The following is a 23,155-nucleotide window of genomic DNA, read 5'->3' on the forward strand; positions in this document are numbered from 1 at the left end:
TCACTGGCCCGTGGTCGGATCCGGTGCGGCGCCACTGTTCGAAGGAGTCTTTGTGCGCCTGACCGTTGTATCGGCCAGGCTTGAGGTTTTTTTCGGGCGGGGATGAAATATTTTTCAAGGTGTTGCAGCGATGAAACACCGCCTGCCGTGAGGGAGTTATCCGACCGCGCAGCACTCACCTCGATGAGAGGGGCGCCGGGCAGCTCAGCGGGAGCAGCTCCCTCACCCCTGGGGTGCTCTGGTCAGGCGTTGCGCTTGGCCAGTCGCCACACCCTGGCGATGTCGCAGGCCCGCTCGCGCAGCAGGCGCGGCGCTTCGGCGCAGGCTTGCTCCAGCGGCATCGGCCCGCCGGTCACGGCGAAGGCGGCGTCGATGCCGTGGTCGTAGAGGGCCTGATAGCCCTCGCCCAAGGTGCCGGCGATGACGATCACCGGCACGCCGCGCTGGCTGGCGATGCGCGCCACGCCGAACGGCGTCTTGCCGCGCAGGGTCTGGGCATCGAAGCGCCCTTCCCCGGTGATGACCAGATCCGCGCCCTGCACGGCGTCCGCCAGGCCCACCAGTTCCGCCACGACCTCGACGCCCGCCTGGAAGCGCGCACCGAGAAACGCCTTGGCCGCAAACCCCAGGCCGCCCGCCGCGCCGCTGCCGGGCTCGTCGCGCACATCCTTGCCCAGCGCCTGGGCACAGAGGTCGGCAAAATGCCCGAGGGCCTGATCCAGCTGTTGCACCTGTGCCGGCGAGGCGCCCTTCTGCGGGCCGAAGATCGCCGAGGCGCCGTGGGGGCCGCACAGCGGGTTGTTGACATCGGCGGCGATGTCGAAGCGCACCTGCGCCAGGCGCGGGTCCAGCCCGTCGAGCTCCAGTTGCGCCAACTGCGCCAGGGCGAGGCCGCCCGGCGCCAGCGCTTGCCCTTGGGCATCTCGCAGGTTCACGCCCAACGCCTGCATCGCCCCGGCGCCGCCATCGTTAGTGGCGCTGCCGCCGATGGCCAGGATCACCCGCTGCGCCCCGGCGTCCAACGCCGCGCGGATCAGCTCACCGGTGCCGAACGTGCTGCTGACGCAGGCGTCGCGCTGCCCCGGCGGCACCAATTGCAGGCCGCTGGCCTCGGCCATTTCGATGATCGCGGTGCGGCTGTGCGAAAGCCAACCCCAGGCGGCGTCGACCGGCACCCCCAACGGGCCGCGCACCTGGGTGCGGCGCAGCTCGCCTTCGCAGGCGGCCAGGATCGACTCCACCGTCCCCTCGCCGCCGTCGGCCATGGGGCACTTGACCAGCGTCGCCTCAGGCCAGACCTGCGTCAGGCCCGCCGCGATGGCCTCGGCCACGCCTTGGGCGCTCAGGCTGTCCTTGAACGAATCGGGTGCGATGACGATCTTCATGCGAATTCTCCAGTTGCAATGGCGTCCATGCTGCCAGCCCCCAGTGCCCTTGACGCCTGTCCGCTGCACAAGCGGCGGGGGCGTTTATTGTTCAATTCCACAAAACCGGGGCTCTGCGAATGACATTGTGGGAGCTGCGGTGCGACGACTCGACTTGCCAGCGATGGCGGTAGTCAGGCAGCAGAGATGCTGGCAGTGCCGGCCCCATCGCTGGCAAGCCAGCTCCCACAGGTCTGCGGTGACCTCCGATGTGGTGGGTACCCCGCAATCCATGTGGGAGCCAGCCTGCTGGCGATGGCGGCGGGTCAGGCAGCAGAGATGTCGGCAGTGCCGGCCTCTTCGCTTGCAGGCAAGCGCCTACAGGGTTTGGCGGTGCGTCCTCAAGAGCCCTCAGGTCTGCGGCAAGAGCTGCACCCCCAGGTACAGCGCGAGCATTCCGTCCAGCCGCAGCGGATCCACCCCGCTCAGTTCGGCGATCCGCTCCATGCGGTAACGCAGGCTGTTGCGGTGGATGCCCAGCGCGTCGGCGCAGGCCTGGCTCTGGCCGTCGTGCTCGCACCAGCTGCGCAGCGTCGCCAGCAACTGGCCGTTGCTGTCCTTGGCGATCACCTTGCGCAGCGGCTTGAGCAGTTCATCGAGGGCGTCGTCGTTGCGGTGCCGCCAGAGCATCACCGGCAGGCGATAGCGGTCGAGCTTGAGCAGCCGCGAATTCGGCAGCACCTCACGGCCATACGCCAGCAAATCGCCGACCCGCCGGTAGCAGCGGCGCAGCCCAGCCAAACCGTCGGCCTGCCCGCCCACGGCGATGCGCAGGATGTTCCAGCCCTGCCCGTCGAGCTTTTCCAGCAGGCGGTCATGCTCCAGGGCCTGTCCCGCCGGACGGCACCACAGCAGCGACGATTTGGCCGAGCTCACGCACCAGCTGTCCGGGTAGCGCGACATCAGCCAGGCACCGAGGGCCTCGACCGTTTGCCCCGCGCCCTGCTCCAGGCCCAGCTCGAACAGGTACGGCACCCGCGTCAACTGCGGCTTGAGCCCCAGTTGCTGCGCCTCGTCCACCAGCCTCGGCGAATCCCCCGCCTCGCTCAGCAGCAGCGCCAGCAGGTCATCGCAGCGCTGGCGCCGCCACTGCTGCTCAGCCTGCTGGTTGCGCTGGCCCACCAGCATTTCGGCCGTCATGCGCACCAGTTCGGCGTACGTGCGCAGTGGCTCCGGCTCGCCGGTGATGCCGAGCACGCCGATCAGCCGACCGTCGAGCATCAGCGGCAGGTTGATCCCCGGCTGCACGCCTTTGAGGTGCACGGCGGTCTGGGCGTCGATCTCCACCACCCGGCCGTTGGCCAGCACCAGTTGCGCGCCTTCGTGGCGGGTGTTGATGCGCTCCGGCTCGCCGCTGCCCAGGATCAGCCCCTGGCTGTCCATGACATTGACGTTGTAGGGCAGAATGGCCATGGCCCGGTCGACGATGTCCTGCGCGAGGTCGTGATCGAGTTCGAACATAGTGGGCAAAATCCTTGAAAACGGGCGCGGACGGTTGTTCACCCGCACAGGGTCCGGCGACAAACCCTGTGCTCAGGCACAAAGACAATCCGGCCAAAGGTGGCCGAGACTCTCAGGGCGATCAACGTTACCCTTGCATCGCAAAAAATCATAATAAAGAGAGAGTCGCCATGTCACAGAGCGCCGCAGCTGTCCAGGCCATCGCTGACGACAAGAATGCCGTCTACAAACGCATCACCCTGCGTTTGATCCCCTTCATCTTCATCTGCTACCTGTTCAACTACCTCGACCGGGTGAACGTGGGCTTCGCCAAGCTGCAGATGCTCGACGCGCTGAAGTTCAGCGAAACCGTCTACGGCCTCGGCGCCGGGATCTTCTTCATCGGCTACGTGCTGTGCGGCGTGCCGAGCAACCTGGCGCTGACCAGGTTCGGTCCGCGGCGCTGGATCGCCCTGATGATGATCACCTGGGGCACGCTGTCGACTTGCCTGCTGTTCGTCACTACCCCGACCCAGTTCTACACCTTGCGCCTGTTCACCGGCGCCGCCGAAGCCGGGTTCTTCCCCGGTGTGGTGCTGTACCTCTCGCAGTGGTTCCCGACGTTCCGCCGCGGGCGGATCATGGCGCTGTTCATGTCGGCGATCCCGGTCTCGGGCCTGCTCGGCAGCCCGTTCTCCGGCTGGATCCTCAACCACTTCGCCGCAGGCCAGGGCGGCCTCGCCGGCTGGCAGTGGATGTTCCTGCTGCAAGGCATTCCGACCGTGGTGCTGGGCGTGCTCGCGTACTTCCTGCTCAGCGACAGCTTCGCCAACGCCAAGTGGCTGAGCCCCCAGGAGCGCAAGGTGCTGGAGGCCGACCAGGCCGAAGACCTGGCGAACAAGCCCAAGACCGCCTCCGATTCGTTGACCGAAGTGTTCAAGAACCCGGCGATCTGGGCGTTCGGCCTGATCTACTTCTGCATCCAGAGCGGCGTGTACGCGATCAACTTCTGGCTGCCGTCGATCATCAAGAACCTGGGCTTCAGCGACAACCTGGTGATCGGCTGGCTGAGCGCGATCCCGTACCTGCTGGCAGCACTGTTCATGCTGGTGGTCGGCCGCTCGGCGGACCTGCGCAAGGAACGCCGCTGGCACCTGGTGGTGCCGATGCTGATGGGCGCCGCCGGCCTGCTGATCGCGGTGAACTTCGCCGCCAACCCGACCCTCGCCATCCTCGGCCTGACCCTCGCCACCATGGGCGCCCTCACCGGCCTGCCGATGTTCTGGCCGGTGCCGACGGCGATGCTCAGCGCAGGCGCGGCGGCGGGCGGCCTGGCGTTGATCAACTCCATGGGCCAGATGGCCGGTTTCCTGAGCCCGTACCTGGTGGGCTGGGTCAAGGACAGCACCGGGTCGACCGATGCGGCGCTGTACCTGCTGGCGGCCGTGATCGTCGGCGGCAGCCTGTTGGCGCTGCGCATGACGCGCACGTTGCGGGCGTAATTCGCGAGCGATGCACAAACGGCCCTTTCGGGCCGTTTTTCATGGGTGAACCACTGCCTGCATCGAGCGCACTCAAGCAACGCGCGCTTTTGCATCCAGCTCGATCACCAGCCCGCCGGGCACCTGCACGAAGATCTGCCAGATCCCGTCCTCCGGCACCTGCGCCACCTGATACGGCAAACCGCTGGCCTGCACCCGCTTGAGCACGAGGGCCGCGTCGTCATCGGTACGAAAGGCAATGTGGCTCAGCACCGTATCCTCTAGCGCAGGCTGCTCGATCACATGCACCAACGCCTGGGCATCCTGGTACAGCCATCGGCCGGGAAACGGAAACGGCGGCCGCCGGCCGGGCTTGAGCCCCAGCAATCCATCGAAGGCGTCCTGCACCGCTGGCCCGTCCGGCGTGCTGAACGCCAGGTGGTCGAAATGCCAGGTCATAACAGTCCGCCTCCGTCGACGTCGATGATGCTGCCGCTGATGAAGCCGTTTTCCATCACCAGCGTGAAGGCGTCTGCCAACTCCTGCGGCGTGCCGATCCGGCCCACCGGCAACGCCGCCGAGGTGCGGGCGAACATCGCCGCACGCTGGCTTTCATCCATGCCGGCGTAGGCTTCGGTGTCGGTCACGCCGGGGCTGATCACATTGACCCGGCGCGGCGCCAGCTCCTTGGCCAACTGTTTGGCCAGCGCCTCAAGCGCGGCGTTCAGGGTGGTCTTGATGAACTGCCCGGCCACGAACTTGCGCGACAGCAGGCCGGACGTCAGGGTGATGCTGCCCCGCTCGCTCAGGTACGGCAGCGCTTGCTGGATCGAACGCACCGCGCCCCAGAACTTCACGTCGAACGCCTGTTGCGCGAGCAGCAGGTCACTGTCGGCCAGGGGCTTGGCGCTGACGTTCGGGCCCGCAGTGATCACCAAGTGATCGAAGGCGCCGATGCGTTCGAACAATTGGCGCAGCGACGCATCATCGGTGATGTCGGCGGACGCCTGACGGACGTCGCCGGCGCCGGCATCGATCCGCCGGCCGACTGCGTAGACGCGGGCGCCCCGCGCGGCGGCGCCGGATGCGACGGCGGCACCGATGCCGCTGCTGCCGCCGATGACGACGACGGTCTGATCGCGCAAGGAAGATTCGAGTGGTTTCATGACAGTGGCTCCGCTGGGCTTAAGGAGATTCCATATTCACGGGTTGCCAATCGAAGAAAAATCCCGGTAAATCGGAAGGATCTTTAAAGGATTTTTACCAATGAGCTCGATACTCGATCTGGAGATCTTCGTCCGCACCGCCGATTCGGGCAGCATTTCCGCCGCCGCCCGGACGCTGGAGCTCACCCCGGCGGCCGCCAGCATCGCGCTGAAGCGTCTGGAGACACGCCTGGGCATCCGCCTGTTCGCCCGCTCCACCCGCAGCATGCGCCTGACCGAAGAGGGCCGGCGCTACCTGGAAAGCGTGCGCCTGGCCCTGGCCACGCTGGCCGAGGGCGAACTGGCGCTCAAGCAGCAGACCGAAGGCTTGAGCGGCGTCCTGCAGCTGGCGGCACCGTCGGACTTCGGGCGCAACGTGCTGCTGCCGTGGCTGGACGATTTCAAGCGCGAGCATCCGCACATCCAGCTGCAGCTGCTGCTCAACGACCGTCACGCGGATCTGTTTCGCGAAACGGTGGACGTGGCGCTGCGCTTCGGCGTGCCGAGCGATTCAACGCTGGTGGCGCTGCCGATCCTGCCCGAGCACCGTCGCGTGGCCTGCGCCAGCCCCGCGTATGTGGCGCGCCACGGTTCGCCGCAGCACCCCGGCGAACTGAGCGGACACAGCGCCCTGCTTTACCTGCGCAACGGCCGGCCGTACAACACCTGGCGTTTCGGCCGCGGCGACGAGACCCTGGAGGTCGAAGTCCACGGCGACTATCTGAGCGACGACGGCGAAGTCGCCCGGCGCTGGGCCTTGGCCGGGCACGGGATCGCCTACAAGGCCTGGCTCGACGTGGCCGAGGACGTGCGCGCCGGCCGGCTGGTGACGCTGTTCGACGACTGGCACGGCGAAAGCGTGCCGTTCAATCTGCTGTGCCCGCACCGGGTGCAGGTGTCGGAGCGGGTCAAGGTGTTGCAGGCGTTCCTGCGCGAGCGCTGCAAAACGTTGAGCCGATAATTCACTTTGCCGCGCCAGGCGCTTCTGGTATTTGATGGAGGCTTTCCCTCCGGCAAAAGGAATTCGGCATGAGCTATCGCACTTTGGGGCACTCGGGTCTGCAGGTGTCCACCCTCACCCTGGGCACGATGATGTTCGGCGAACAGACCAGCGCACAAGATTCGCTGCGCATCATCGACAAGGCCTGGGACCAGGGCATCAATTTCATCGACACCGCCGACGTCTACACCAACGGCCGCTCGGAAGAGATCGTCGGCGAGGCCATCGCCCGCCGTCGCCACGAATGGGTGCTGGCGACCAAGGTCGGCTTCGGCCCGACCGAAGGCGTGCCGAACCGCAGCGGCTTGAGCCGCAAGCACCTGTTCAACGGCCTGGAGGCCAGCCTGACCCGGCTCGGCACCGACTACCTCGACATCTATTACCTGCACCGAGAGGACCACAGCACGCCGCTGGAGGTAACGGTTTCGGCCATCGGCGACCTGATCCGCCAGGGCAAGATCCGCTACTGGGGCCTGTCGAACTACCGGGGCTGGCGGATCGCCGAGGTGGTGCGCATCGCCGACAAGCTCGGCGTCGACCGTCCGGTGATCAGCCAGCCGCTGTACAACATCGTCAACCGCCAGGCCGAGACCGAGCAGATCACCGCCGCCCAGGCCTATGGGCTGGGCGTGGTGCCCTACAGCCCGCTGGCCCGTGGCGTGCTCAGCGGCAAATACGCGCCGGACGTCAAACCCGACGCCGACAGCCGCGCCGGCCGCCAGGACAAACGCATCCTGGAGACCGAATGGCGGGTGGAGTCGCTGCGCATCGCCCAGCAGATCCAGCAGTACACCCAGGACCGCGGGGTGGGGATCGTCGAGTTCGCCATCGCCTGGGTGCTGAACAACAGCGCCGTGACCTCGGCCATCGTCGGGCCGCGCACCGAAGCGCAATGGGATGCCTACACCAAGGCCCAAGCGGTGAAGATCACCGCTGAGGACGAGGCGTTCATCGATTCGCTGGTCACGCCGGGGCATGCCTCGACGCCGGGGTTCAACGATGTGAGCCATTTCGTGTCGGGGCGCCGGCCGCGTTCGGCCTGAGGGCTGTTTTGCCTCGACTGAAGCCATCGCCAGCGGGCTGGCTCCTACAGGGATTCAGGTGAATGCAGGTTCTGCGGTCACCTGAAAACAAGGTGGGAGCCATCCTGCTGGCGATGGCGTCACTGAGGCCGCCCCGGGGCAGGATCAAGACAATCACTCCCCCGGTTTTTGTGCTTATCTTCACGATGTGGGAAATATTGAGCACTCGGCCAATATTCAGCACAAAAACCACGTATCCTGCGCGCCCCGTTTGACCTGCAACCCGCGAGGACAGTTTGGCTAAAGGTATCGCTCTCTCGGTGACGGCTTCGACGCTGTTTGCCGTCATGTATTTCTACACCTCGTTGCTCAGCCCCCTGAGCGGCGTGGAAATCTACGGTTGGCGGATGCTGCTGACCGTGCCCTGCATGACCGTGTTCATGCTGCTGTCCGGCGAATGGCGCCGGGTGGCGGAACTGCTGCGCCGGTTGGCCGGGCAGCCGAAGCTGATCGGCGGCCTGGTGCTGTCGTCCGCCCTGCTCGGCGTGCAGCTGTGGCTATTCATGTGGGCGCCGCTCAACGGCTACAGCCTCGATGTGTCGCTGGGCTACTTCCTGCTGCCGCTGGCCATGGTGCTGACCGGCCGGATCGCCTACGGCGAGAGCCTGTCGTACCTGCAGAAGGTCGCCGTGTTCTTCGCCAGCCTGGGCGTGCTCAACGAGCTGTACCAGGTGGGCGGCTTCTCCTGGGCGACGCTGGTGGTGGTGGTCGGCTATCCGCTGTACTTCGTGCTGCGCAAACGCCTGAAGACGGACAACCTCGGCGGCTTGTGGGTCGACATGACCCTGATGCTGCCCGTGGCCTACTGGTTCGTGCGGGGCGGCGAGCAAGGCTTCGGCGTGTTCGACCAATACCCGGCCCTGGCCTGGCTGATCCCCCTGCTCGGCCTGATCAGCGCCTCGGCGCTGGTGGTCTACATCATCGCCAGCCGTCTGCTGCCGTTCAGCCTGTTCGGCCTGCTCAGCTACGTGGAACCGGTGCTGCTGCTGGGCGTGGCGCTGCTGCTGGGCGAAAGCATCAAGTCCGGCGAATGGCTGACCTACATCCCGATCTGGATGGCGGTGATGGTGCTGGTGTTCGAAGGTTTCAAGCACCTGATGCGCCAACGCCGCCCGTAGTCCCCGCACCAAAAACCTGTAGGAACGAGCCTGCTCGCGATGACGTCTTCAGACTCGAAATGGATATCGACCGAACGATCGCAATCGCGAGCAGGCTCGCTCCCGCAAGGGAATGTGAAGGCATGAAAAAGCCCGGCCTGCAGGATTGCAGGCCGGGCTTTTTTGCATCGTTGAAGCTTACTCGGCGGTCAGCACGCCACGACGCACCTGGTCACGCTCGATCGACTCGAACAGCGCCTTGAAGTTGCCCTCGCCGAAGCCATCGTCGCCCTTGCGCTGGATGAATTCGAAGAACACCGGGCCCATCAGGGTTTCCGAGAAAATCTGCAGCAGCAGGCGCTTGTCGTTCGGCTCCGAGGAACCGTCGAGCAGGATGCCCCGAGCCTGCAGCTGGTCGACCGGCTCGCCGTGGTTCGGCAGGCGGCCTTCGAGCATTTCGTAGTAGGTGTCCGGCGGCGCGGTCATGAAGCGCATGCCGATCTTCTTCAGCGCGTCCCAGGTCTTGACCAGGTCGTCGGTGAGGAACGCCACGTGCTGGATGCCCTCGCCGTTGAACTGCATCAGGAACTCTTCGATCTGGCCGGCGCCCTTGGACGACTCTTCGTTGAGCGGGATGCGGATCATGCCGTCCGGAGCGGTCATCGCCTTGGAGGTCAGGCCGGTGTATTCGCCCTTGATGTCGAAGTAGCGGATCTCGCGGAAGTTGAACAGCTTCTCGTAGAAGTTCGCCCAGTAGGCCATGCGGCCGCGGTACACGTTGTGGGTCAGGTGGTCGATGATCTTCAGGCCCGCGCCTTTCGGATGACGGTCGACGCCTTCGAGGAACACGAAGTCGATGTCGTAGATCGAGCTGCCTTCGCCGAAACGGTCGATCAGGTACAGCGGCGCGCCGCCGATGCCTTTGATCGCCGGCAGGTTCAGCTCCATCGGGCCGGTCTCGATGTGGATCGGCTGGGCGCCGAGTTCCAGCGCACGGCTGTAGGCCTTCTGTGAATCCTTGACCCGGAACGCCATGCCGCACACCGACGGACCGTGCTCGGCGGCAAAGTACGAGGCGACGCTGTGGGGTTCGTTGTTGAGGATCAGGTTGATCGCGCCCTGACGGTACAGGTGCACGTTCTTGGAGCGGTGGGTCGCGACCTTGGTGAAGCCCATGATCTCAAAGATCGGCTCCAGGGTGCCGGGCGTCGGCGACGCGAATTCGATGAACTCAAAGCCCATCAGGCCCATTGGGTTTTCGTACAGATCTGCCATGGTAGGCGCCTCATCATTCTTATCAATTAACCAAAGTTAGTTGCCAGTCATGCTGAGGGCGCGGGGCGGTGCGCAGGAGACGCCACGCACGCTGCGGGCGAGGAAGTCACCGTAGATCAGTTGTAACCCGAATATCTTCATTGTCGACCCAAGGCTCTTGCGGGCGAGGCTTCTGCTGCCAGAAGACGATTATTATTGTATGCGTAACCGGATTCTACACAGCGTAAAACGGATTGTCTGCCCTCTCTATAAAATCCGCCTTTTGCGCGTCGCTGCAAAGGGTTTGTTGCACAGGTAGATCCCCGCCAGGATCACCGCCCCGCCCAGGCACATGGCCGACGTCAGCCGCTCGCCGAGCAACAGGGCACCGAGGATCACCGCCGTCAGCGGGTTGAGGGCGATGAACACGCCGGCGCGCGTCGCGCCGATCTTGCGGATGCCGTCGTAGTAGCCGATGTAGGCCAGCGCCGAACCGAGCACGCCGAGGTAGATCAGGCTCCACCACTGCTCTGCGCCAAGGTCGGCCAGTCTCGCCCAATCCAGTTCTCCGCGCAGGGCCGCCAACGCCCACAACATCCCCGTGCCGAGCAGGATGGAGTAGGTCACCGTCTGCACCGGGCCGAGGCTCTGGCTGAGGCTGCGGGAAAACAGCGAGTACACGCCCCAGCCCAGCACGCAGCCGAAGATCAGCAGATCTCCGATCCAGGCCTGCGGCGATGCCGCCAGCGATTGCGGGTCGCGGCTGACGATCACCGTTACCGCGCCGGCGATGCAGACCGCGATGCCGAGGACTTTCATTCGTCCCAGCCGTTCCTTGAACAGCAGCCAGGACGCCAGGCCGATCACCGCCGGATTCAACGCCACGATCAGCGAGGCCCGCGACGCGTTGATGTATTGCAGGCCGTAAAAGAAACACAGGTTGTAAAGGAAGATCCCGAAGAACCCCAGCACCGTCAGTTGCAGCCATTGCCGGCGGCTCGGCCGGGCCAGCGGGATCCGCGCCAGCCGCAGAAAGACCAGCAGCGCCGCGCTGGCCAGCAGGAACCTGAGGCTGGCGGCAAACATCGGGCTCAGCTGGCCGGCCAGCAGCCGACCGGCCACCCAGGTGCCGCCCCAGACCATGGTGACCAGCGCCAGGTTCACGTACACCGGCACGTCCGAAGGCGCCGGGCGGATTTGCTCATAACCGGACATAACACTCCCGAGACAAAGAGAACGGATGCCGTATCATTTGTTCGATTGTTCATCATCGTAAAATGAGTAAAAGCTCATGACCCTGACTCAACTGGAAATCTTTTCGCGGGTGGCCGAATTGCGCGGATTCACCCTCGCCGCCAATCGCCTGGGCATTTCCCAGTCGGCGGTGTCCCATGCCCTGAAGTCGTTGGAGCAGGAACTGGGCGTCGAACTCTTGCGTCGGCATGCCGCCCAAGTGGAGCTCAGCGACATCGGCGAACAATTGCTGCTGCGCGCCCGGGCCATGCTCGGGCTGGCCGACACCTTGCGTCAGGAGGCGGCCGATGCCCGGGGAATGAAGCGCGGCACGCTGCGCATCGGTTCGTTCGGCCCGACCTCTTCGGTCACGCTGCTGCCCGGCATCCTGGAGGCATACCGCCAGACCCATCCGGGCATCGAGGTGCACATCGAGGAAGGGCCGGATCGACAAGTGATCCAGTGGCTGGAAGAGCGGCGGATCGACATCGGTTTCGTGGTCTTGCCGCAAGAGCGCTTCGACACGTTCCCCCTGATCGAGGACCGGATGGTCGCCCTGCTCCCGGCCGGCCATCCGTTGGCGGCACGGGCGCACGTGAGCCTCAAGGATCTGTGCGACGATCCTTTCGTGCTCACCGAGGCCGGCTCTTCGGAACTGGTCTCGCGCCTTTTCAGCGCGGCCCGCCTGAGCCCCAACATCCGCTACCGCTGTTCGCAACTGCTGAGCACACTCGATGTCGTCGGCCGTGGCGACGCGGTCAGCCTCGTGGCCGAAGGCTCATTGCCTGCGGACACCGCCGGCCGCTACGTGAAACGGCCGTTGTCCCCCGCCGTGCGCCGACAGGTGGGGCTGGCCGTGCTGGACAGCCGCCAGGCGTCGCCCGCCACCCTCGCCTTCATAGCGTCGGCGACCCGGCGACATCGCCCTTGAACGGCACAGGCACCGACAGCCATCTATCATGGGCGTTGACGACTCACTTACCGGAGGGCGCCCTGCATTCAAGGGCGGCTCTCCCCCGCGACAGGATGCCCCCATGCCGCTGACCGCCCGATCCCGCCGCAAGCCCGGCACCCGGATCATCGTGACCCTGCTGTGCGGCTTGCTGCCGATCCTGTCGGGCACCGCCATTCTCTACCTGCAGGCCGAGCGCACCTTGCAGCAGAGCGCGGAGCAGACCGCCGAAGAAGCGCTGCGTCAGTTCGAACTGATGCTCGACAACACGGCCCAGGCCGCCCTCGAACTGCTGCCTCTGGCCGGCCAGCCCTGCGACACGGCGCAACTGGCCCTGCGCGAACAGGTCACCCGCCGCCCCTTCGTCCGCTCGACCAACCTTGTGTGGGACGACAACCTTTATTGCAGCTCGCTGTTCGGCCACTTCAAGGAGGCCGTCAACCCCGGCGACTACACCCAGGGCAAACTGTGGCTCATGAACGGCAACCCGGTGACGCCCGACACCGCACTGCTGGTCTATCGGCTGAGCGGAGGCCGGGGCGGCGCACTGACTACGCTGGACGGCTACCACCTGAGCAACATCCTGCGCCTGATCGGGCGGCAGACCCTGCTGCTGTTGCAGGTGGGCAACAACTGGCTGTCCGCCGACGGCAAAGTGCATCAAGGCGCCCTCCCACCGTTGCCGGTGGCGCAAAGCACGCTGAACTCATCGCGCTATGCCTTTTCGGTGTCGGCGGGGTTTCCTGAGGGCAAGGTGTGGCGTTACATGGCGGACGAATACCCGCCCTTGTTCAGCCTGCTGATCTTTTTCGGCGCGGTGTCCGGCGCCATCGGCTACATCGTGCAGAAGCGCTCCACGTCACCGAGCCATGAAATGCTCCGCGCACTGGAAGCCGGAGAGTTCATTCCCTACTTCCAGCCGGTGGTCCACGGCGACAGCAAGCAATGGTCGGGAACCGAAGTGCTGATGCGCTGGAACCACCCGAAAGAAGGCCTGGTCCGCCCCGACCTGTTCATCCCCTTTGCCGAGCATTCAGGCCTGATCGTACCGATGACCCGCTCGCTGATGCAGCAGACCGCCGCCCTGCTGGGGCCGGTTTCGTCTACCTTCGTCACGCCCTTCCACATCGGCATCAACATCAGCGCCAGTCACTGCCAGAACCTGGAACTGGTACAGGACTGCCGCGAATTCCTCGCCGCGTTCGAGCCGGGCAGCATCCACCTGGTGCTGGAGCTCACCGAACGCGAACTGGTCGAGCCCACCGACATCACCCACCGCCTCTTCAGCGAACTGCGCGAAGCGGGCGTGAGGATCGCCATCGACGACTTCGGCACCGGCCATTCGAGCCTGACTTACTTGCGCACGTTCAACGTCGACTTCCTGAAGATCGACCAGAGCTTCGTCGCCATGATCGGTCTCGATGCGTTGTCGCGGCACATCCTGGACAGCATCATCGAACTGTGCGCCAAGCTGGACCTGGGCATCGTCGCCGAAGGCGTGGAGACCGAAGAACAAAGCCAATACCTGACGTTACATCACGTCAACTTCCTGCAAGGCTACCTGTACGGCAAACCCATGCCGGCGGCCGAATTCATTAACGCATTAACTCACCGTTAATTAGGCGTTCTCATCCTTCCCCCTGTGGCCTGGCGCACCAATTTGAAACAAAACAACGCGATTGTTACATGAAGAAAAAGTCAGGATTTACTCTTGCGGCATTAACTACTACAATTTTTCTTACCTGTTGCAAGATAGGCAGGTGAGCCAATTATCACCGAGTCGCTTCAAGGCTGACGTCCGAAGGCTTTGTTTGCGGTTGGTATCAGCCAAACACACTATTGGAGTAACGATATTGTCCAGACTCGCTGAATTTCGTGCAGCTGAAAAAGCCCTTCAGGAACAGCTCAAGCAGCTGGAATCGCTGAAGAACGATGCCGGGCTCAAGAAAGAAATCGAATTCGAAGAGAAGCTCCAGGGACTGATGAAAACCTACGGCAAAGGCCTGAAGGACATCATCGCCATCCTCGATCCGAACCCGGCGAAATCCGGCCAGCAAGTGGCCGCAGCACCCAAGACCCGCCGCGCCCGCGTGGTCAAGGTGTACCAAAACCCGCACACCGGCGAACTGATCGAGACCAAAGGCGGCAACCACCGCGGCCTGAAAGCCTGGAAAGAACAGTACGGGGCAGCCACCGTCGATTCCTGGTTGCGCGGCTGATCTTGCGCCAACAGAAAAAGCCCTGCCGATGCAGGGCTTTTTTGTGGACAATATTTAACAAATGCAACGAGCCCCGTCTGAAAAGTTGATCGGCCTTGCGCCAGACGCAGTACGAATTTGCAGCAGAATATTGCCGGCCGGCTCGCAGTTATCTTTGTGCTTAATGCTTTCGGGCATCTATAACGGTGCAGACCGCCCGGTCAGGATTAAAGTTTCAAGCTGTTTCGTATCGACGCTATTTCGTCGGTGCTCTGTTTGAACATCTCGGCCTCTCCCGCATACGAAAGTACATAGGCGTTCTGAGCGTCGAGGGCAGCGACCAATGTTTGCGACAACACGTGCCTGCCGTTTTCAGTGACCGTGCAGGTGGTCTCAAGTGCCGACAGCGAACCCAGGACGGATGAGTGGATCCTGTTGCACACACTCTGGTAGCCGCCCTGGAAGAAGTCCTTCTGCACCGCTTTGCGCATTTCCAGCAGCACCCCTTGCAGGTTGACTTGATGGCCGGTTTCCACTCGGGTCATGGTCAACTCCATCACCATCACCTGATTCCCTTCGGCATCGGTCTTCACCCCGCGCTGACGCGACACCTGCGGCGATGTGTCAGGCAGGGCCTCAACCTGCCAGCCGGCGGGCCAGGCGATCTCCGGCGCCTGGGCCGACGCGCCCGCGGCGCACAACGACAAGCAAAGGAAAACGAACAGCGATTTGAACGGTCGGATCATTCGAAGGACACCGGCAGACTGAGCCGAGCAGTCTGAGCCCAGCCTCCTGGCAGGGCAAGCCTGCACGTGAGGTTTGGCGATGTCCCAAGGCATGCGTATCATTGCGCCATTCACTCGCCCCATTCGTCACGGAGGGCCCATGAGCCTGCACGAACTGAACACTTTCCCTGGCGTGACCGCCACCCCGGACAGCGCAACCCGCAACTTCGTCTTCAACCACACCATGCTGCGCGTAAAGGACATCACCCGGTCGCTGGACTTCTACACCCGCGTGCTCGGTTTCTCGCTGGTGGAAAAGCGCGACTTCCCGGAAGCCGAATTCAGCCTGTACTTCCTCGCGCTGGTCGACAAGGCGCAGATCCCGGCGGACGCCGCAGCCCGCACCGAGTGGATGAAGTCGATCCCCGGCATCCTGGAACTGACCCACAACCACGGCACCGAAAACGACGCGGATTTCGCGTACCACAACGGCAACACCGACCCGCGCGGTTTCGGCCACATCTGCATCTCGGTGCCGGACATCGTCGCCGCCTGCGAGCGTTTCGAGGAACTGGGCTGCGATTTCCAGAAGCGCCTGACCGACGGCCGCATGAAGAGCCTGGCGTTCATCAAGGATCCGGACGGCTACTGGGTCGAAATCATCCAGCCGGCACCGCTGTAAGCAACACCCGAAAACGACAAACCCCATGAGCGATCATGGGGTTTGTCGTTTCAGGCTCAAGGCTTATGCCGGGGCCGACGTGCGAATCAAGTGATCGAACGCGCTCAACGATGCCTTGGCGCCCTCGCCCACCGCGATCACGATCTGCTTGTACGGCACCGTGGTCACGTCGCCGGCGGCGAAGATGCCGTGGATCGAGGTTTCGCCGCGGTTGTCGACAATGATCTCGCCACGCGGCGACAACTCGATGGTGCCCTTGAGCCAGTCGGTGTTGGGCAGCAGACCGATCTGCACGAAGATCCCCTCCAGCTCGACGCTGCGCAACTCATCCGACTGACGATCCTTGTAGCGCAGGCCGTTGACCTTCTGCCCGTCACCGGTGACTTCGGTGGTTTGCGCGCTGGTGATCACGGTCACGTTCGGCAGGCTGTGCAGCTTGCGCTGCAGCACGGCGTCGGCACGCAGCTGCACGTCGAACTCCAGCAAGGTCACGTGGGCCACAATCCCGGCCAGGTCGATGGCCGCTTCCACGCCGGAGTTGCCGCCGCCGATCACCGCCACGCGCTTGCCCTTGAACAGCGGGCCGTCGCAGTGCGGGCAGTACGCCACACCTTTGTTGCGGTATTCCTGCTCGCCCGGCACGTTCATTTCGCGCCAGCGCGCACCGGTCGCCAGGATCACGCTCTTGGCTTTCAGGATCGCGCCGCTGGCGAAACGGACTTCATGCAGCTCGCCGTTCTGGCCCGGGATCAGCTTGTCGGCGCGTTGCAGGTTCATGATGTCCACGTCGTATTGCTTGACGTGCTCTTCCAGCGCCACCGCCAGTTTCGGGCCTTCGGTTTCCTGTACGGAAATGAAGTTCTCGATGGCCATGGTGTCCAGCACCTGACCGCCGAAGCGTTCGGCGGCGACGCCGGTGCGGATGCCTTTGCGGGCTGCGTAGATGGCTGCCGAAGCGCCGGCCGGCCCACCGCCGACCACCAGCACATCGAAGGCCTCTTTGGCGCTGATCTTCTCGGCCTGACGCTCGATGGCGCCGGTGTCGAGCTTGGCGAGGATTTCCTCAAGGCCCATGCGGCCCTGACCGAAGTTCTCGCCGTTCAAGTAGATGCTCGGCACGGCCATGATCTTGCGGTCGTTGACTTCGTCCTGGAACAGCGCGCCGTCGATGGCGACATGGCGGATGTTCGGGTTCAGCACGGCCATCAGGTTCAGCGCCTGGACGACGTCCGGGCAGTTCTGGCACGACAGCGAGAAGTAGGTTTCGAAGCTGAATTCGCCCTTGAGCGAACGGATCTGTTCGATCACCTCGGCGCTGGCCTTCGAAGGGTGACCGCCGACCTGCAGCAGGGCCAGCACCAACGAGGTGAATTCGTGGCCCATCGGGATGCCGGCGAAACGCAGACTGATGTCGGCGCCGGGGCGGTTGATCGAGAACGACGGCTTGCGGACATCGTCGCCGCTGTCGATCAGGGTGATTTGGCTCGAAAGACTGGCAACGTCTTTCAGCAGTTCAAGCATTTCACGGGATTTCGCACCGTCGTCGAGAGAAGCGACGATCTCGATCGGCTGGGTGACCCGTTCCAGGTACGATTTCAACTGGGCTTTAAGATTGGCGTCCAACATACGGGCGATCTCCTGAACTTTCTTTGAGGCGAAAAAAAACGCCCGAGCGAATCTCGCCCGGGCGTTTTCATTGGGCGGTGCAGCTTACTTAGGTAGGTGCGGAGTTCCGCCCTGAGTGTTGCGGTGTCACAGGATCAGATCTTGCCGACCAGGTCCAGGGACGGAGCCAGAGTGGCCTCGCCTTCTTTCCACTTGGCCGGGCAGACTTCGCCTGGGTGGGCAGCGACGTATTGAGCGGCCTTGATCTTGCGCAGCAGCTCGGAAGCGTCACGGCCAACGCCGCCGTCGTTCAGTTCAACGATCTTGATCTGGCCTTCAGGGTTGATCACGAAGGTGCCACGATCCGCCAGGCCAGCTTCTTCGATCAGCACGTCGAAGTTGCGGGAGATGACGTGGGTCGGATCGCCGATCATGGTGTACTGGATCTTGCCGATGGCTGGCGAAGTGTTGTGCCAGGCAGCATGGGCGAAATGGGTGTCGGTGGAAACGCTGTAGATCTCTACGCCCAGTTTCTGGAAGGCTGCGTAGTTGTCGGCCAGGTCTTCCAGCTCGGTCGGGCAAACGAAGGTGAAGTCGGCTGGGTAGAAGAACACGACCGACCACTTGCCTTTCAGGTCAGCGTCCGAGACTTGCACGAAGTCGCCGTTTTTGAACGCGGTGGCTTTGAACGGTTTTACTTGGCTGTTGATGATAGGCATTGATGACTCTCCGTCAGGGGTTGTGAACTCGATGGGGTGAATCCTACCCACTCGCTCGACGGATGGCTCATTGGCAAACCTGATGCTGCTGATTTGTTTTCGCTATTAGCTGACTGTATTAATAGAAGAAAACGATATCTAAAGCGACGGCGGCTTATCCGTGATCCGAACCATCCCTTCAAAGGGGCTGGCTTCAACATAGCGCATGGCGGACTTCATATCCTTCCAGCCCACATAGCTCATCAGTGACTTGAGGTCCCAGCCGCTCTGATTCGCCCAGGTCGCGAAACCGCGGCGCAGCGAATGGGTGGTGTAATGCTCGGCCTCGATGCCGGCGCGCTTGAGCGCCTGGCGCAGCAGCGGAATCACGCTGTTGGCGTGCAGCCCCTCCTCGCTCAGATGCCCCCAACGATCCACCCCGCGAAAGACCGGGCCGCGCACCAGGGCTGCCTCGGTGACCCACTCGATGTACGCCTGCACCGGGCACAGCTTGAGCAGTGCCGGCGCCTGATAGGTCTTGCCCAGGTTTTCCCGGTCACCCTTGCTGCGCGGCAGGTACACGGTGATGCCTTTGCCGGCATGGGCCTGGACGTGTTCGACCTCGAGGCGGCACAGCTCGTCGCTGCGAAAGCCGCGCCAGAAGCCCAGCAGAATCAGCGCCCGGTCACGGCAAGCCTTGAGCAACTGCGGCCGGTTCTGTTGCGCCCGGGCTTCGCTGATCTCCTGATCCAGCCAAGCCACCGCCTGCTCCAGGTGTTGCAGCTGCAAAGGCTCGGCCTGTCTCTCCTGGGCCGGGTGCAACGCACGGATGCCTTTGAGCGTCTTGCGCACGAGCGGCGCTTTGGTCGGGTCGGCAAACCCCTGGCTGCTGTGCCATTGCGCCAACGCCGACAGGCGCAGTTTCAGCGTATTGATCGATAACACACCGGCATGGGCCACCAGGTAGCGGGCGACGCTTTCCGCCGTCGCGGGCAGGAAACCACCCCAGGTCACTTCGAAATGAGTGATGGCCGCACGGTAGCTGCGGCGTGTGTTGTCACGAGTGGCGGCTTGCAGATAGCGATCCAGATCGCTCATGGGCGGGTTTCTCACGGAGTGTACTGACGGGCTGCGCATCAAGCGCAATTCAGCGCTTCACGCGGGATAATACGAGTATATCCCGCCTCTTGAAAATCAAACATTTAAGATTTTTCTTGCCGTGGTACACTGCTATTTTTGTGGCATGTACCACAGTACGTAAAGGTAGGATCACTCATGGCCCGTGGCGGCATCAACAAGGCATTGGTTAAAGCGGCGCGGCAGGCGATTCTGGCTCGCGGAGAACACCCGAGCATCGATGCGGTACGCATTGAAATGGGCAATACCGGCTCAAAAACCACCATCCATCGTTATCTGAAGGAGCTGGATGACGGCCGAGAACCGGTCGAAGTGCCGTCGGAACCCATCGACGACGAACTGACCGCGCTCGTTGCGCGTCTGGCGCAACGCCTGAAAGAACAGGCACAGGAGCCGATCGAACAGGCCCGCGAGGCATTCGAAGAACAGCGCCAGACGCTGGAGACCGAGCTGAATCAGACGCGCCAGGCGCTCACCCAGCTGGAACAGCAACACGAAATCCAGAGTGCAGCACTCTCCCGCGAATCCGAAGCGCTGACCGACACCCGGTCGATGCTTCAGACGGAACAGACCCGCAACGCCGGCCTGAACCAGGCACTGGCGGATTTTGAATTGCGCCTAAAGGACAAGGACGAGCAGATCCGCTCGCTGGAAGAGAAGCACCTGCACGCCCGCGACGCCCTTGAGCACTACCGCAACGCCATCAAGGAACAACGCGAACAGGAGCAGAGCCGCCACGAAGGGCAAGTGCAGCAGTTGCAGATGGAATTGCGCCAGGCCCAGCAAAGCGCACTGGTGCGTCAGGACGAAATCACCCAACTGCACCGCGACAACGAACGCCTGCTGACCGAAAACCGCGGCTCGTTGCGCGAGCTCAGCCTGTTGCAGGATCAGCTCAAGCACAGCAACCAGCGCCAGGACCAGCTGTTCGAGCAAGCGTCCCACGTCGACAGCGAACGCACCCTCCTCCAGGAACGCTTGCGCGTCGCCACCCTGGAAAGCCAGACGCTCAAACAGAGCCTCGACGAACAGGCGCAACTCAATCAGGGACTGGAAAAGGAACTGACCCAGGCACAGGCGAGCCTGGAGGACAGCCTGCGCCTGGCCGCCACCGTGGCGGCAGCGGCAGACGCAGCCAAACCGAAAGGCGCTTAAGCGCCGACCGGCGAACGCATGGTGACAAACTCTTCGGCCGCCGTCGGGTGTACCCCGATGGTGTCGTCGAAGTCGCGCTTGGTGGCGCCGGCCTTCAGGGCGATGGCCAACCCCTGCACGATCTCGCCGGCGTCCGGGCCGACCATGTGGCAGCCGAGCACCTTGTCGGTCTTGCCGTCGACCACCAGTTTCATCAGCGTGCGCTCCTGGCAATCGGTCAGGGTCAGCTTCATCGGACGGAAGCGGCTTTCGAAGATCACCACGTCATGCCCGGCGCTCCTCGCCTCCTCCTCCGTCAGACCGACGGTGCCGATGTTCGGCAGGCTGAATACCGCCGTCGGGATCATCTTGTAATCCACCGGACGGTATTGCTCTGGCTTGAACAGGCGCCGCGCCACCGCCATGCCCTCGGCCAGCGCCACAGGCGTCAGCTGCACACGACCAATCACATCGCCCAGGGCGAGAATCGACGGCTCGCTGGTCTGGAACAGCTCATCGACCTTGACGAAACCCTTGTCGTCCAGTGTGACGCCGGTGTTTTCCAGCCCCAGGTTGTCCAGCATCGGACGCCGGCCCGTCGCATAGAACACACAATCGGCTTCCAGGACGCGACCATCCTTGAGGGTGGCCTTCAGACTGCCATCAGATTGCTTTTCGATCCGTTCGATGTCGGCATTGAACTGCAGATCCATCCCGCGCTTGGTCAACTCTTCCTGCAAATGCTTGCGCACCGAACCGTCGAAGCCGCGCAGGAACAGATCGCCGCGGTACAGCAGCGTCGTGTCCGCCCCCAGACCGTGGAAAATGCCGGCGAACTCGACCGCGATGTAGCCACCGCCCACCACCAGCACGCGCTTCGGCAGGTCCTTGAGGAAGAAGGCTTCATTGGAGCTGATTGCATGCTCGCGCCCCGGAATTTCCGGAATCTGCGGCCAGCCACCAGTGGCGATCAGGATGTGCTTCGCCGTGAAACGCTCACCGTTGACCTCGACCTGATGCGGTTCGACGATCTTCGCGTGGCCTTCGTGCAGGGTCACGCCGCTGTTGACCAGCAGGTTGCGGTAGATGCCGTTCAGGCGATTGATCTCGCGGTCCTTGTTGGCGATCAGCGTCCCCCAATCGAAATCGGCCTCGCCCAGATTCCAGCCGAAGCCCGACGATTGCTCGAAGTCTTCGGCGAAATGCGCGCCATAGACCAACAACTTCTTCGGCACGCAGCCGACGTTGACGCAGGTGCCGCCCAGATAGCGGCTCTCGGCCACGGCGACTTTCGCGCCAAACCCCGCCGCAAAGCGCGCAGCCCTCACACCACCGGAACCGGCGCCGATCACATAAAGGTCAAAATCGTAGGCCATATCTCTCTCCTTGACAGCTCACCAGCATACCCGCAGTCGTTCATTGGGCAAGCGCTGCCATCCAAATGGGGCCGGAAAATGAAAAAACCACCCGAAGGTGGTTTTTTTCGTGCAGACGCGAACAGACGCTTATCAGTAAGCCTTGCCGGTCTTGTAGAAATTCTCGAAGCAGAAGTTGGTCGCCTCGATGTAGCCTTCGGCGCCGCCGCAGTCGAAACGCTTGCCCTTGAACTTGTAGGCCATGACGCAGCCGTTCTGGGCCTGCTTCATCAGGGCGTCGGTGATCTGGATCTCGCCGCCCTTGCCTGGCTCGGTCTGCTCGATCAGGTCGAAGATGTCCGGGGTCAGGATGTAGCGGCCGATGATCGCCAGGTTGGACGGCGCATCTTCCGGCTTCGGCTTCTCGACCATGCTGTGCACGCGGTAGATGTCGTCACGGATCATCTCGCCGGCAATCACACCGTACTTGTTGGTTTCCTGAGGATCGACTTCCTGGATCGCAACGATGGAGCAGCGGAACTGCTTGTACAGCTTGACCATCTGGGTCAGTACGCCGTCGTCTTCGAGGTTGACGCACAGGTCGTCCGCCAGCACCACGGCGAACGGCTCGTCGCCGATCAGCGGACGGCCGGTCAGGATCGCGTGACCCAGGCCTTTCATTTCGGTCTGACGGGTGTACGAGAAAGAGCACTCGTCCAGCAGGCGGCGGATGCCGACCAGGTATTTTTCCTTGTCGGTGCCCTTGATCTGGTTTTCCAGCTCGTAGCTGATGTCGAAGTGGTCTTCCAAGGCGCGCTTGCCGCGGCCGGTGACGATGGAGATTTCGGTCAGGCCGGCTTCCAGGGCCTCTTCGACGCCGTACTGGATCAGTGGCTTGTTTACCACCGGCAGCATTTCCTTGGGCATGGCTTTAGTCGCTGGCAGGAAGCGAGTACCGTAACCGGCTGCTGGGAACAAGCATTTCTTGATCATATAAGTCCTTGAAAGGGCTGTGTGTACGAGTTTCGGCGCAGTCTAATCAGGCGGCGTGCACCTTACAATGCCCCGCACTGGCTAACCGATGCCAACATAGAGAAATATTCCGGCCGATAGTTCCATAGCCGCTTCAAGACTGCGCGTTGAGCGTAGCTCAAATCAGCCGAGGCGCCGTTTTGCCGGTATCATGGCACCTTTGAACCAGCCGACGAGACAAAGAGATGGCCGCAGCAAAAAGCATCAACGGGTATTTGGTCAGCCAAGCGAAGGACGGCCAGTGGTGGATCAGCAACGCCAAGGGCGAGCAGGTCGTCGGCCCGCTGCCCACCGAGGCGATGGCGTCTGAGGTGGCAGCCGTGTTCGAGGACACTCCGCCAGGCCCTAAACGCCGCGGCGACGATCAGGATTGACCTGCATCGAAGTCCCCAGGCCCTGCCGTTGCGCAGGGCTTTTTTGT

22 protein-coding genes are annotated in these 23,155 nt (G+C 63.2%); 10 read left to right on the top strand and 12 right to left on the bottom strand.

Annotation, left to right across the window (positions count from 1 at the left end):
- Positions 1 to 242: 242 nt before the first annotated feature.
- Complete coding sequence (locus tag CAG31_RS18775) at positions 243 to 1,385, bottom strand: glycerate kinase (RefSeq protein ID WP_085583871.1); 1,143 nt, start codon at positions 1,383 to 1,385, stop codon at positions 243 to 245.
- A 390-nt stretch (positions 1,386 to 1,775) separates the two neighbouring features.
- On the bottom strand, positions 1,776 to 2,885 hold the full coding sequence (locus CAG31_RS18780) for a sugar diacid recognition domain-containing protein (protein ID WP_085583874.1): 1,110 nt from the start codon (positions 2,883 to 2,885) through the stop codon (positions 1,776 to 1,778).
- 170 nt (positions 2,886 to 3,055) lie between these two features.
- Between CAG31_RS18780 and CAG31_RS18785 the strand changes: the two genes are divergently transcribed.
- Complete coding sequence (locus tag CAG31_RS18785) at positions 3,056 to 4,366, top strand: MFS transporter (RefSeq protein ID WP_085583876.1); 1,311 nt, start codon at positions 3,056 to 3,058, stop codon at positions 4,364 to 4,366.
- Between the two features lie 72 nt (positions 4,367 to 4,438).
- Here CAG31_RS18785 and CAG31_RS18790 read toward each other — a convergent pair whose 3' ends face one another.
- Positions 4,439 to 4,804 carry a hypothetical protein gene (locus CAG31_RS18790; RefSeq protein WP_085583878.1) on the bottom strand — a complete coding sequence of 122 codons (366 nt, stop codon included), beginning with the start codon at positions 4,802 to 4,804 and terminating at the stop codon, positions 4,439 to 4,441.
- Positions 4,801 to 5,511 carry an SDR family oxidoreductase gene (locus CAG31_RS18795; protein WP_085583880.1) on the bottom strand — a complete coding sequence of 237 codons (711 nt, stop codon included), beginning with the start codon at positions 5,509 to 5,511 and terminating at the stop codon, positions 4,801 to 4,803. Before CAG31_RS18795 ends, CAG31_RS18790 begins: the two co-directional genes overlap by 4 nt.
- A 100-nt stretch (positions 5,512 to 5,611) precedes the next feature.
- On the opposite strand from CAG31_RS18795, the gene CAG31_RS18800 reads away from it, so the two are divergent.
- The 3 genes from CAG31_RS18800 to rarD all read left to right on the top strand — a co-directional run bounded on the left by CAG31_RS18800 (position 5,612) and on the right by rarD (position 8,750).
- Positions 5,612 to 6,511 (top strand): LysR family transcriptional regulator, encoded by a 900-nt coding sequence (locus CAG31_RS18800; protein ID WP_085583882.1) that lies wholly within the window; start codon positions 5,612 to 5,614, stop codon positions 6,509 to 6,511.
- 68 nt (positions 6,512 to 6,579) lie between these two features.
- Complete coding sequence (locus CAG31_RS18805) at positions 6,580 to 7,593, top strand: aldo/keto reductase (protein WP_085583884.1); 1,014 nt, start codon at positions 6,580 to 6,582, stop codon at positions 7,591 to 7,593.
- A 275-nt stretch (positions 7,594 to 7,868) separates the two neighbouring features.
- Positions 7,869 to 8,750, top strand: coding sequence for an EamA family transporter RarD (gene rarD, locus CAG31_RS18810; protein ID WP_085583886.1), 882 nt, complete (start codon positions 7,869 to 7,871; stop codon positions 8,748 to 8,750).
- Between the two features lie 177 nt (positions 8,751 to 8,927).
- Here the strand turns inward: rarD and hppD are convergent, their stop codons facing one another.
- Entirely contained in the window at positions 8,928 to 10,004 is a 1,077-nt protein-coding gene (hppD, locus tag CAG31_RS18815) for a 4-hydroxyphenylpyruvate dioxygenase (protein WP_085583888.1), read from the bottom strand.
- 246 nt (positions 10,005 to 10,250) lie between these two features.
- Entirely contained in the window at positions 10,251 to 11,198 is a 948-nt protein-coding gene (locus tag CAG31_RS18820; RefSeq protein WP_085583890.1) for a DMT family transporter, read from the bottom strand.
- 76 nt (positions 11,199 to 11,274) lie between these two features.
- Between CAG31_RS18820 and CAG31_RS18825 the strand changes: the two genes are divergently transcribed.
- The 3 genes from CAG31_RS18825 (at position 11,275) to CAG31_RS18835 (ending at position 14,387) form a co-directional block, all read left to right on the top strand.
- On the top strand, positions 11,275 to 12,147 hold the full coding sequence (locus CAG31_RS18825; protein ID WP_085583892.1) for a LysR family transcriptional regulator: 873 nt from the start codon (positions 11,275 to 11,277) through the stop codon (positions 12,145 to 12,147).
- A 103-nt stretch (positions 12,148 to 12,250) separates the two neighbouring features.
- Positions 12,251 to 13,786, top strand: a complete 1,536-nt coding sequence (locus CAG31_RS18830; RefSeq protein ID WP_085583894.1) for an EAL domain-containing protein — start codon at positions 12,251 to 12,253, stop codon at positions 13,784 to 13,786.
- A 235-nt stretch (positions 13,787 to 14,021) separates the two neighbouring features.
- The gene (locus CAG31_RS18835) at positions 14,022 to 14,387 is read left to right on the top strand and encodes a histone-like nucleoid-structuring protein, MvaT/MvaU family (protein WP_085583896.1); all 366 of its coding nucleotides are present in this window, start codon (positions 14,022 to 14,024) and stop codon (positions 14,385 to 14,387) included.
- A 206-nt stretch (positions 14,388 to 14,593) separates the two neighbouring features.
- On the opposite strand, the gene CAG31_RS18840 is transcribed toward CAG31_RS18835, so the two are convergent.
- Positions 14,594 to 15,112, bottom strand: a complete 519-nt coding sequence (locus CAG31_RS18840; RefSeq protein WP_085583987.1) for a DUF4946 domain-containing protein — start codon at positions 15,110 to 15,112, stop codon at positions 14,594 to 14,596.
- Between the two features lie 139 nt (positions 15,113 to 15,251).
- Here CAG31_RS18840 and gloA point away from each other — a divergent pair, with 139 nt between their 5' ends.
- Entirely contained in the window at positions 15,252 to 15,773 is a 522-nt protein-coding gene (gene gloA, locus CAG31_RS18845; RefSeq protein ID WP_085583898.1) for a lactoylglutathione lyase, read from the top strand.
- 63 nt (positions 15,774 to 15,836) lie between these two features.
- On the opposite strand, the gene ahpF is transcribed toward gloA, so the two are convergent.
- From ahpF to CAG31_RS18860, 3 genes are all read right to left on the bottom strand, one after another.
- Complete coding sequence (gene ahpF, locus CAG31_RS18850) at positions 15,837 to 17,399, bottom strand: alkyl hydroperoxide reductase subunit F (protein ID WP_085583900.1); 1,563 nt, start codon at positions 17,397 to 17,399, stop codon at positions 15,837 to 15,839.
- Between the two features lie 134 nt (positions 17,400 to 17,533).
- Entirely contained in the window at positions 17,534 to 18,097 is a 564-nt protein-coding gene (gene ahpC / locus CAG31_RS18855) for an alkyl hydroperoxide reductase subunit C (RefSeq protein WP_085583902.1), read from the bottom strand.
- A 138-nt stretch (positions 18,098 to 18,235) separates the two neighbouring features.
- Positions 18,236 to 19,174 carry a site-specific integrase gene (locus CAG31_RS18860; RefSeq protein ID WP_139831391.1) on the bottom strand — a complete coding sequence of 313 codons (939 nt, stop codon included), beginning with the start codon at positions 19,172 to 19,174 and terminating at the stop codon, positions 18,236 to 18,238.
- Between the two features lie 177 nt (positions 19,175 to 19,351).
- Between CAG31_RS18860 and CAG31_RS18865 the strand changes: the two genes are divergently transcribed.
- Positions 19,352 to 20,368 (top strand): DNA-binding protein, encoded by a 1,017-nt coding sequence (locus tag CAG31_RS18865; protein WP_085583907.1) that lies wholly within the window; start codon positions 19,352 to 19,354, stop codon positions 20,366 to 20,368.
- Here CAG31_RS18865 and gorA read toward each other — a convergent pair.
- On the bottom strand, positions 20,365 to 21,723 hold the full coding sequence (gorA, locus tag CAG31_RS18870) for a glutathione-disulfide reductase (protein WP_085583909.1): 1,359 nt from the start codon (positions 21,721 to 21,723) through the stop codon (positions 20,365 to 20,367). The genes CAG31_RS18865 and gorA overlap by 4 nt on opposite strands.
- A 132-nt stretch (positions 21,724 to 21,855) precedes the next feature.
- A complete protein-coding gene (gene galU, locus CAG31_RS18875) occupies positions 21,856 to 22,695 on the bottom strand; it encodes a UTP--glucose-1-phosphate uridylyltransferase GalU (protein ID WP_085583911.1) in 840 nt (279 codons plus the stop codon).
- A 224-nt stretch (positions 22,696 to 22,919) separates the two neighbouring features.
- Between galU and CAG31_RS18880 the strand changes: the two genes are divergently transcribed.
- Positions 22,920 to 23,108, top strand: coding sequence for a hypothetical protein (locus CAG31_RS18880; protein ID WP_085583913.1), 189 nt, complete (start codon positions 22,920 to 22,922; stop codon positions 23,106 to 23,108).
- Positions 23,109 to 23,155 lie beyond the last annotated feature (47 nt).

Source organism: Pseudomonas sp. R25(2017) (assembly GCF_002112565.1).
In the GTDB taxonomy this organism is placed as follows: Bacteria; Pseudomonadota; Gammaproteobacteria; order Pseudomonadales; family Pseudomonadaceae; genus Aquipseudomonas; species Aquipseudomonas ekonensis.

Bases quoted from the DNA above. Each gene is read 5' to 3' on its own strand.
- CAG31_RS18800 (WP_085583882.1), top strand. From the start codon at position 5,612: ATGAGCTCGATACTCGATCTGGAGATCTTCGTCCGCACCGCCGATTCG.
- CAG31_RS18820 (WP_085583890.1), bottom strand. From the start codon at position 11,198: ATGTCCGGTTATGAGCAAATCCGCCCGGCGCCTTCGGACGTGCCGGTG.
- CAG31_RS18825 (WP_085583892.1), top strand. From the start codon at position 11,275: ATGACCCTGACTCAACTGGAAATCTTTTCGCGGGTGGCCGAATTGCGC.
- galU (WP_085583911.1), bottom strand. From the start codon at position 22,695: ATGATCAAGAAATGCTTGTTCCCAGCAGCCGGTTACGGTACTCGCTTC.
- CAG31_RS18865 (WP_085583907.1), top strand. From the start codon at position 19,352: ATGGCCCGTGGCGGCATCAACAAGGCATTGGTTAAAGCGGCGCGGCAG.
- CAG31_RS18840 (WP_085583987.1), bottom strand. From the start codon at position 15,112: ATGATCCGACCGTTCAAATCGCTGTTCGTTTTCCTTTGCTTGTCGTTG.
- CAG31_RS18860 (WP_139831391.1), bottom strand. From the start codon at position 19,174: ATGAGCGATCTGGATCGCTATCTGCAAGCCGCCACTCGTGACAACACA.
- CAG31_RS18830 (WP_085583894.1), top strand. From the start codon at position 12,251: ATGCCGCTGACCGCCCGATCCCGCCGCAAGCCCGGCACCCGGATCATC.
- gloA (WP_085583898.1), top strand. From the start codon at position 15,252: ATGAGCCTGCACGAACTGAACACTTTCCCTGGCGTGACCGCCACCCCG.
- hppD (WP_085583888.1), bottom strand. From the start codon at position 10,004: ATGGCAGATCTGTACGAAAACCCAATGGGCCTGATGGGCTTTGAGTTC.
- CAG31_RS18880 (WP_085583913.1), top strand. From the start codon at position 22,920: ATGGCCGCAGCAAAAAGCATCAACGGGTATTTGGTCAGCCAAGCGAAG.
- CAG31_RS18780 (WP_085583874.1), bottom strand. From the start codon at position 2,885: ATGTTCGAACTCGATCACGACCTCGCGCAGGACATCGTCGACCGGGCC.
- CAG31_RS18790 (WP_085583878.1), bottom strand. From the start codon at position 4,804: ATGACCTGGCATTTCGACCACCTGGCGTTCAGCACGCCGGACGGGCCA.
- CAG31_RS18795 (WP_085583880.1), bottom strand. From the start codon at position 5,511: ATGAAACCACTCGAATCTTCCTTGCGCGATCAGACCGTCGTCGTCATC.
- CAG31_RS18805 (WP_085583884.1), top strand. From the start codon at position 6,580: ATGAGCTATCGCACTTTGGGGCACTCGGGTCTGCAGGTGTCCACCCTC.
- gorA (WP_085583909.1), bottom strand. From the start codon at position 21,723: ATGGCCTACGATTTTGACCTTTATGTGATCGGCGCCGGTTCCGGTGGT.
- CAG31_RS18775 (WP_085583871.1), bottom strand. From the start codon at position 1,385: ATGAAGATCGTCATCGCACCCGATTCGTTCAAGGACAGCCTGAGCGCC.
- ahpC (WP_085583902.1), bottom strand. From the start codon at position 18,097: ATGCCTATCATCAACAGCCAAGTAAAACCGTTCAAAGCCACCGCGTTC.
- CAG31_RS18785 (WP_085583876.1), top strand. From the start codon at position 3,056: ATGTCACAGAGCGCCGCAGCTGTCCAGGCCATCGCTGACGACAAGAAT.
- ahpF (WP_085583900.1), bottom strand. From the start codon at position 17,399: ATGTTGGACGCCAATCTTAAAGCCCAGTTGAAATCGTACCTGGAACGG.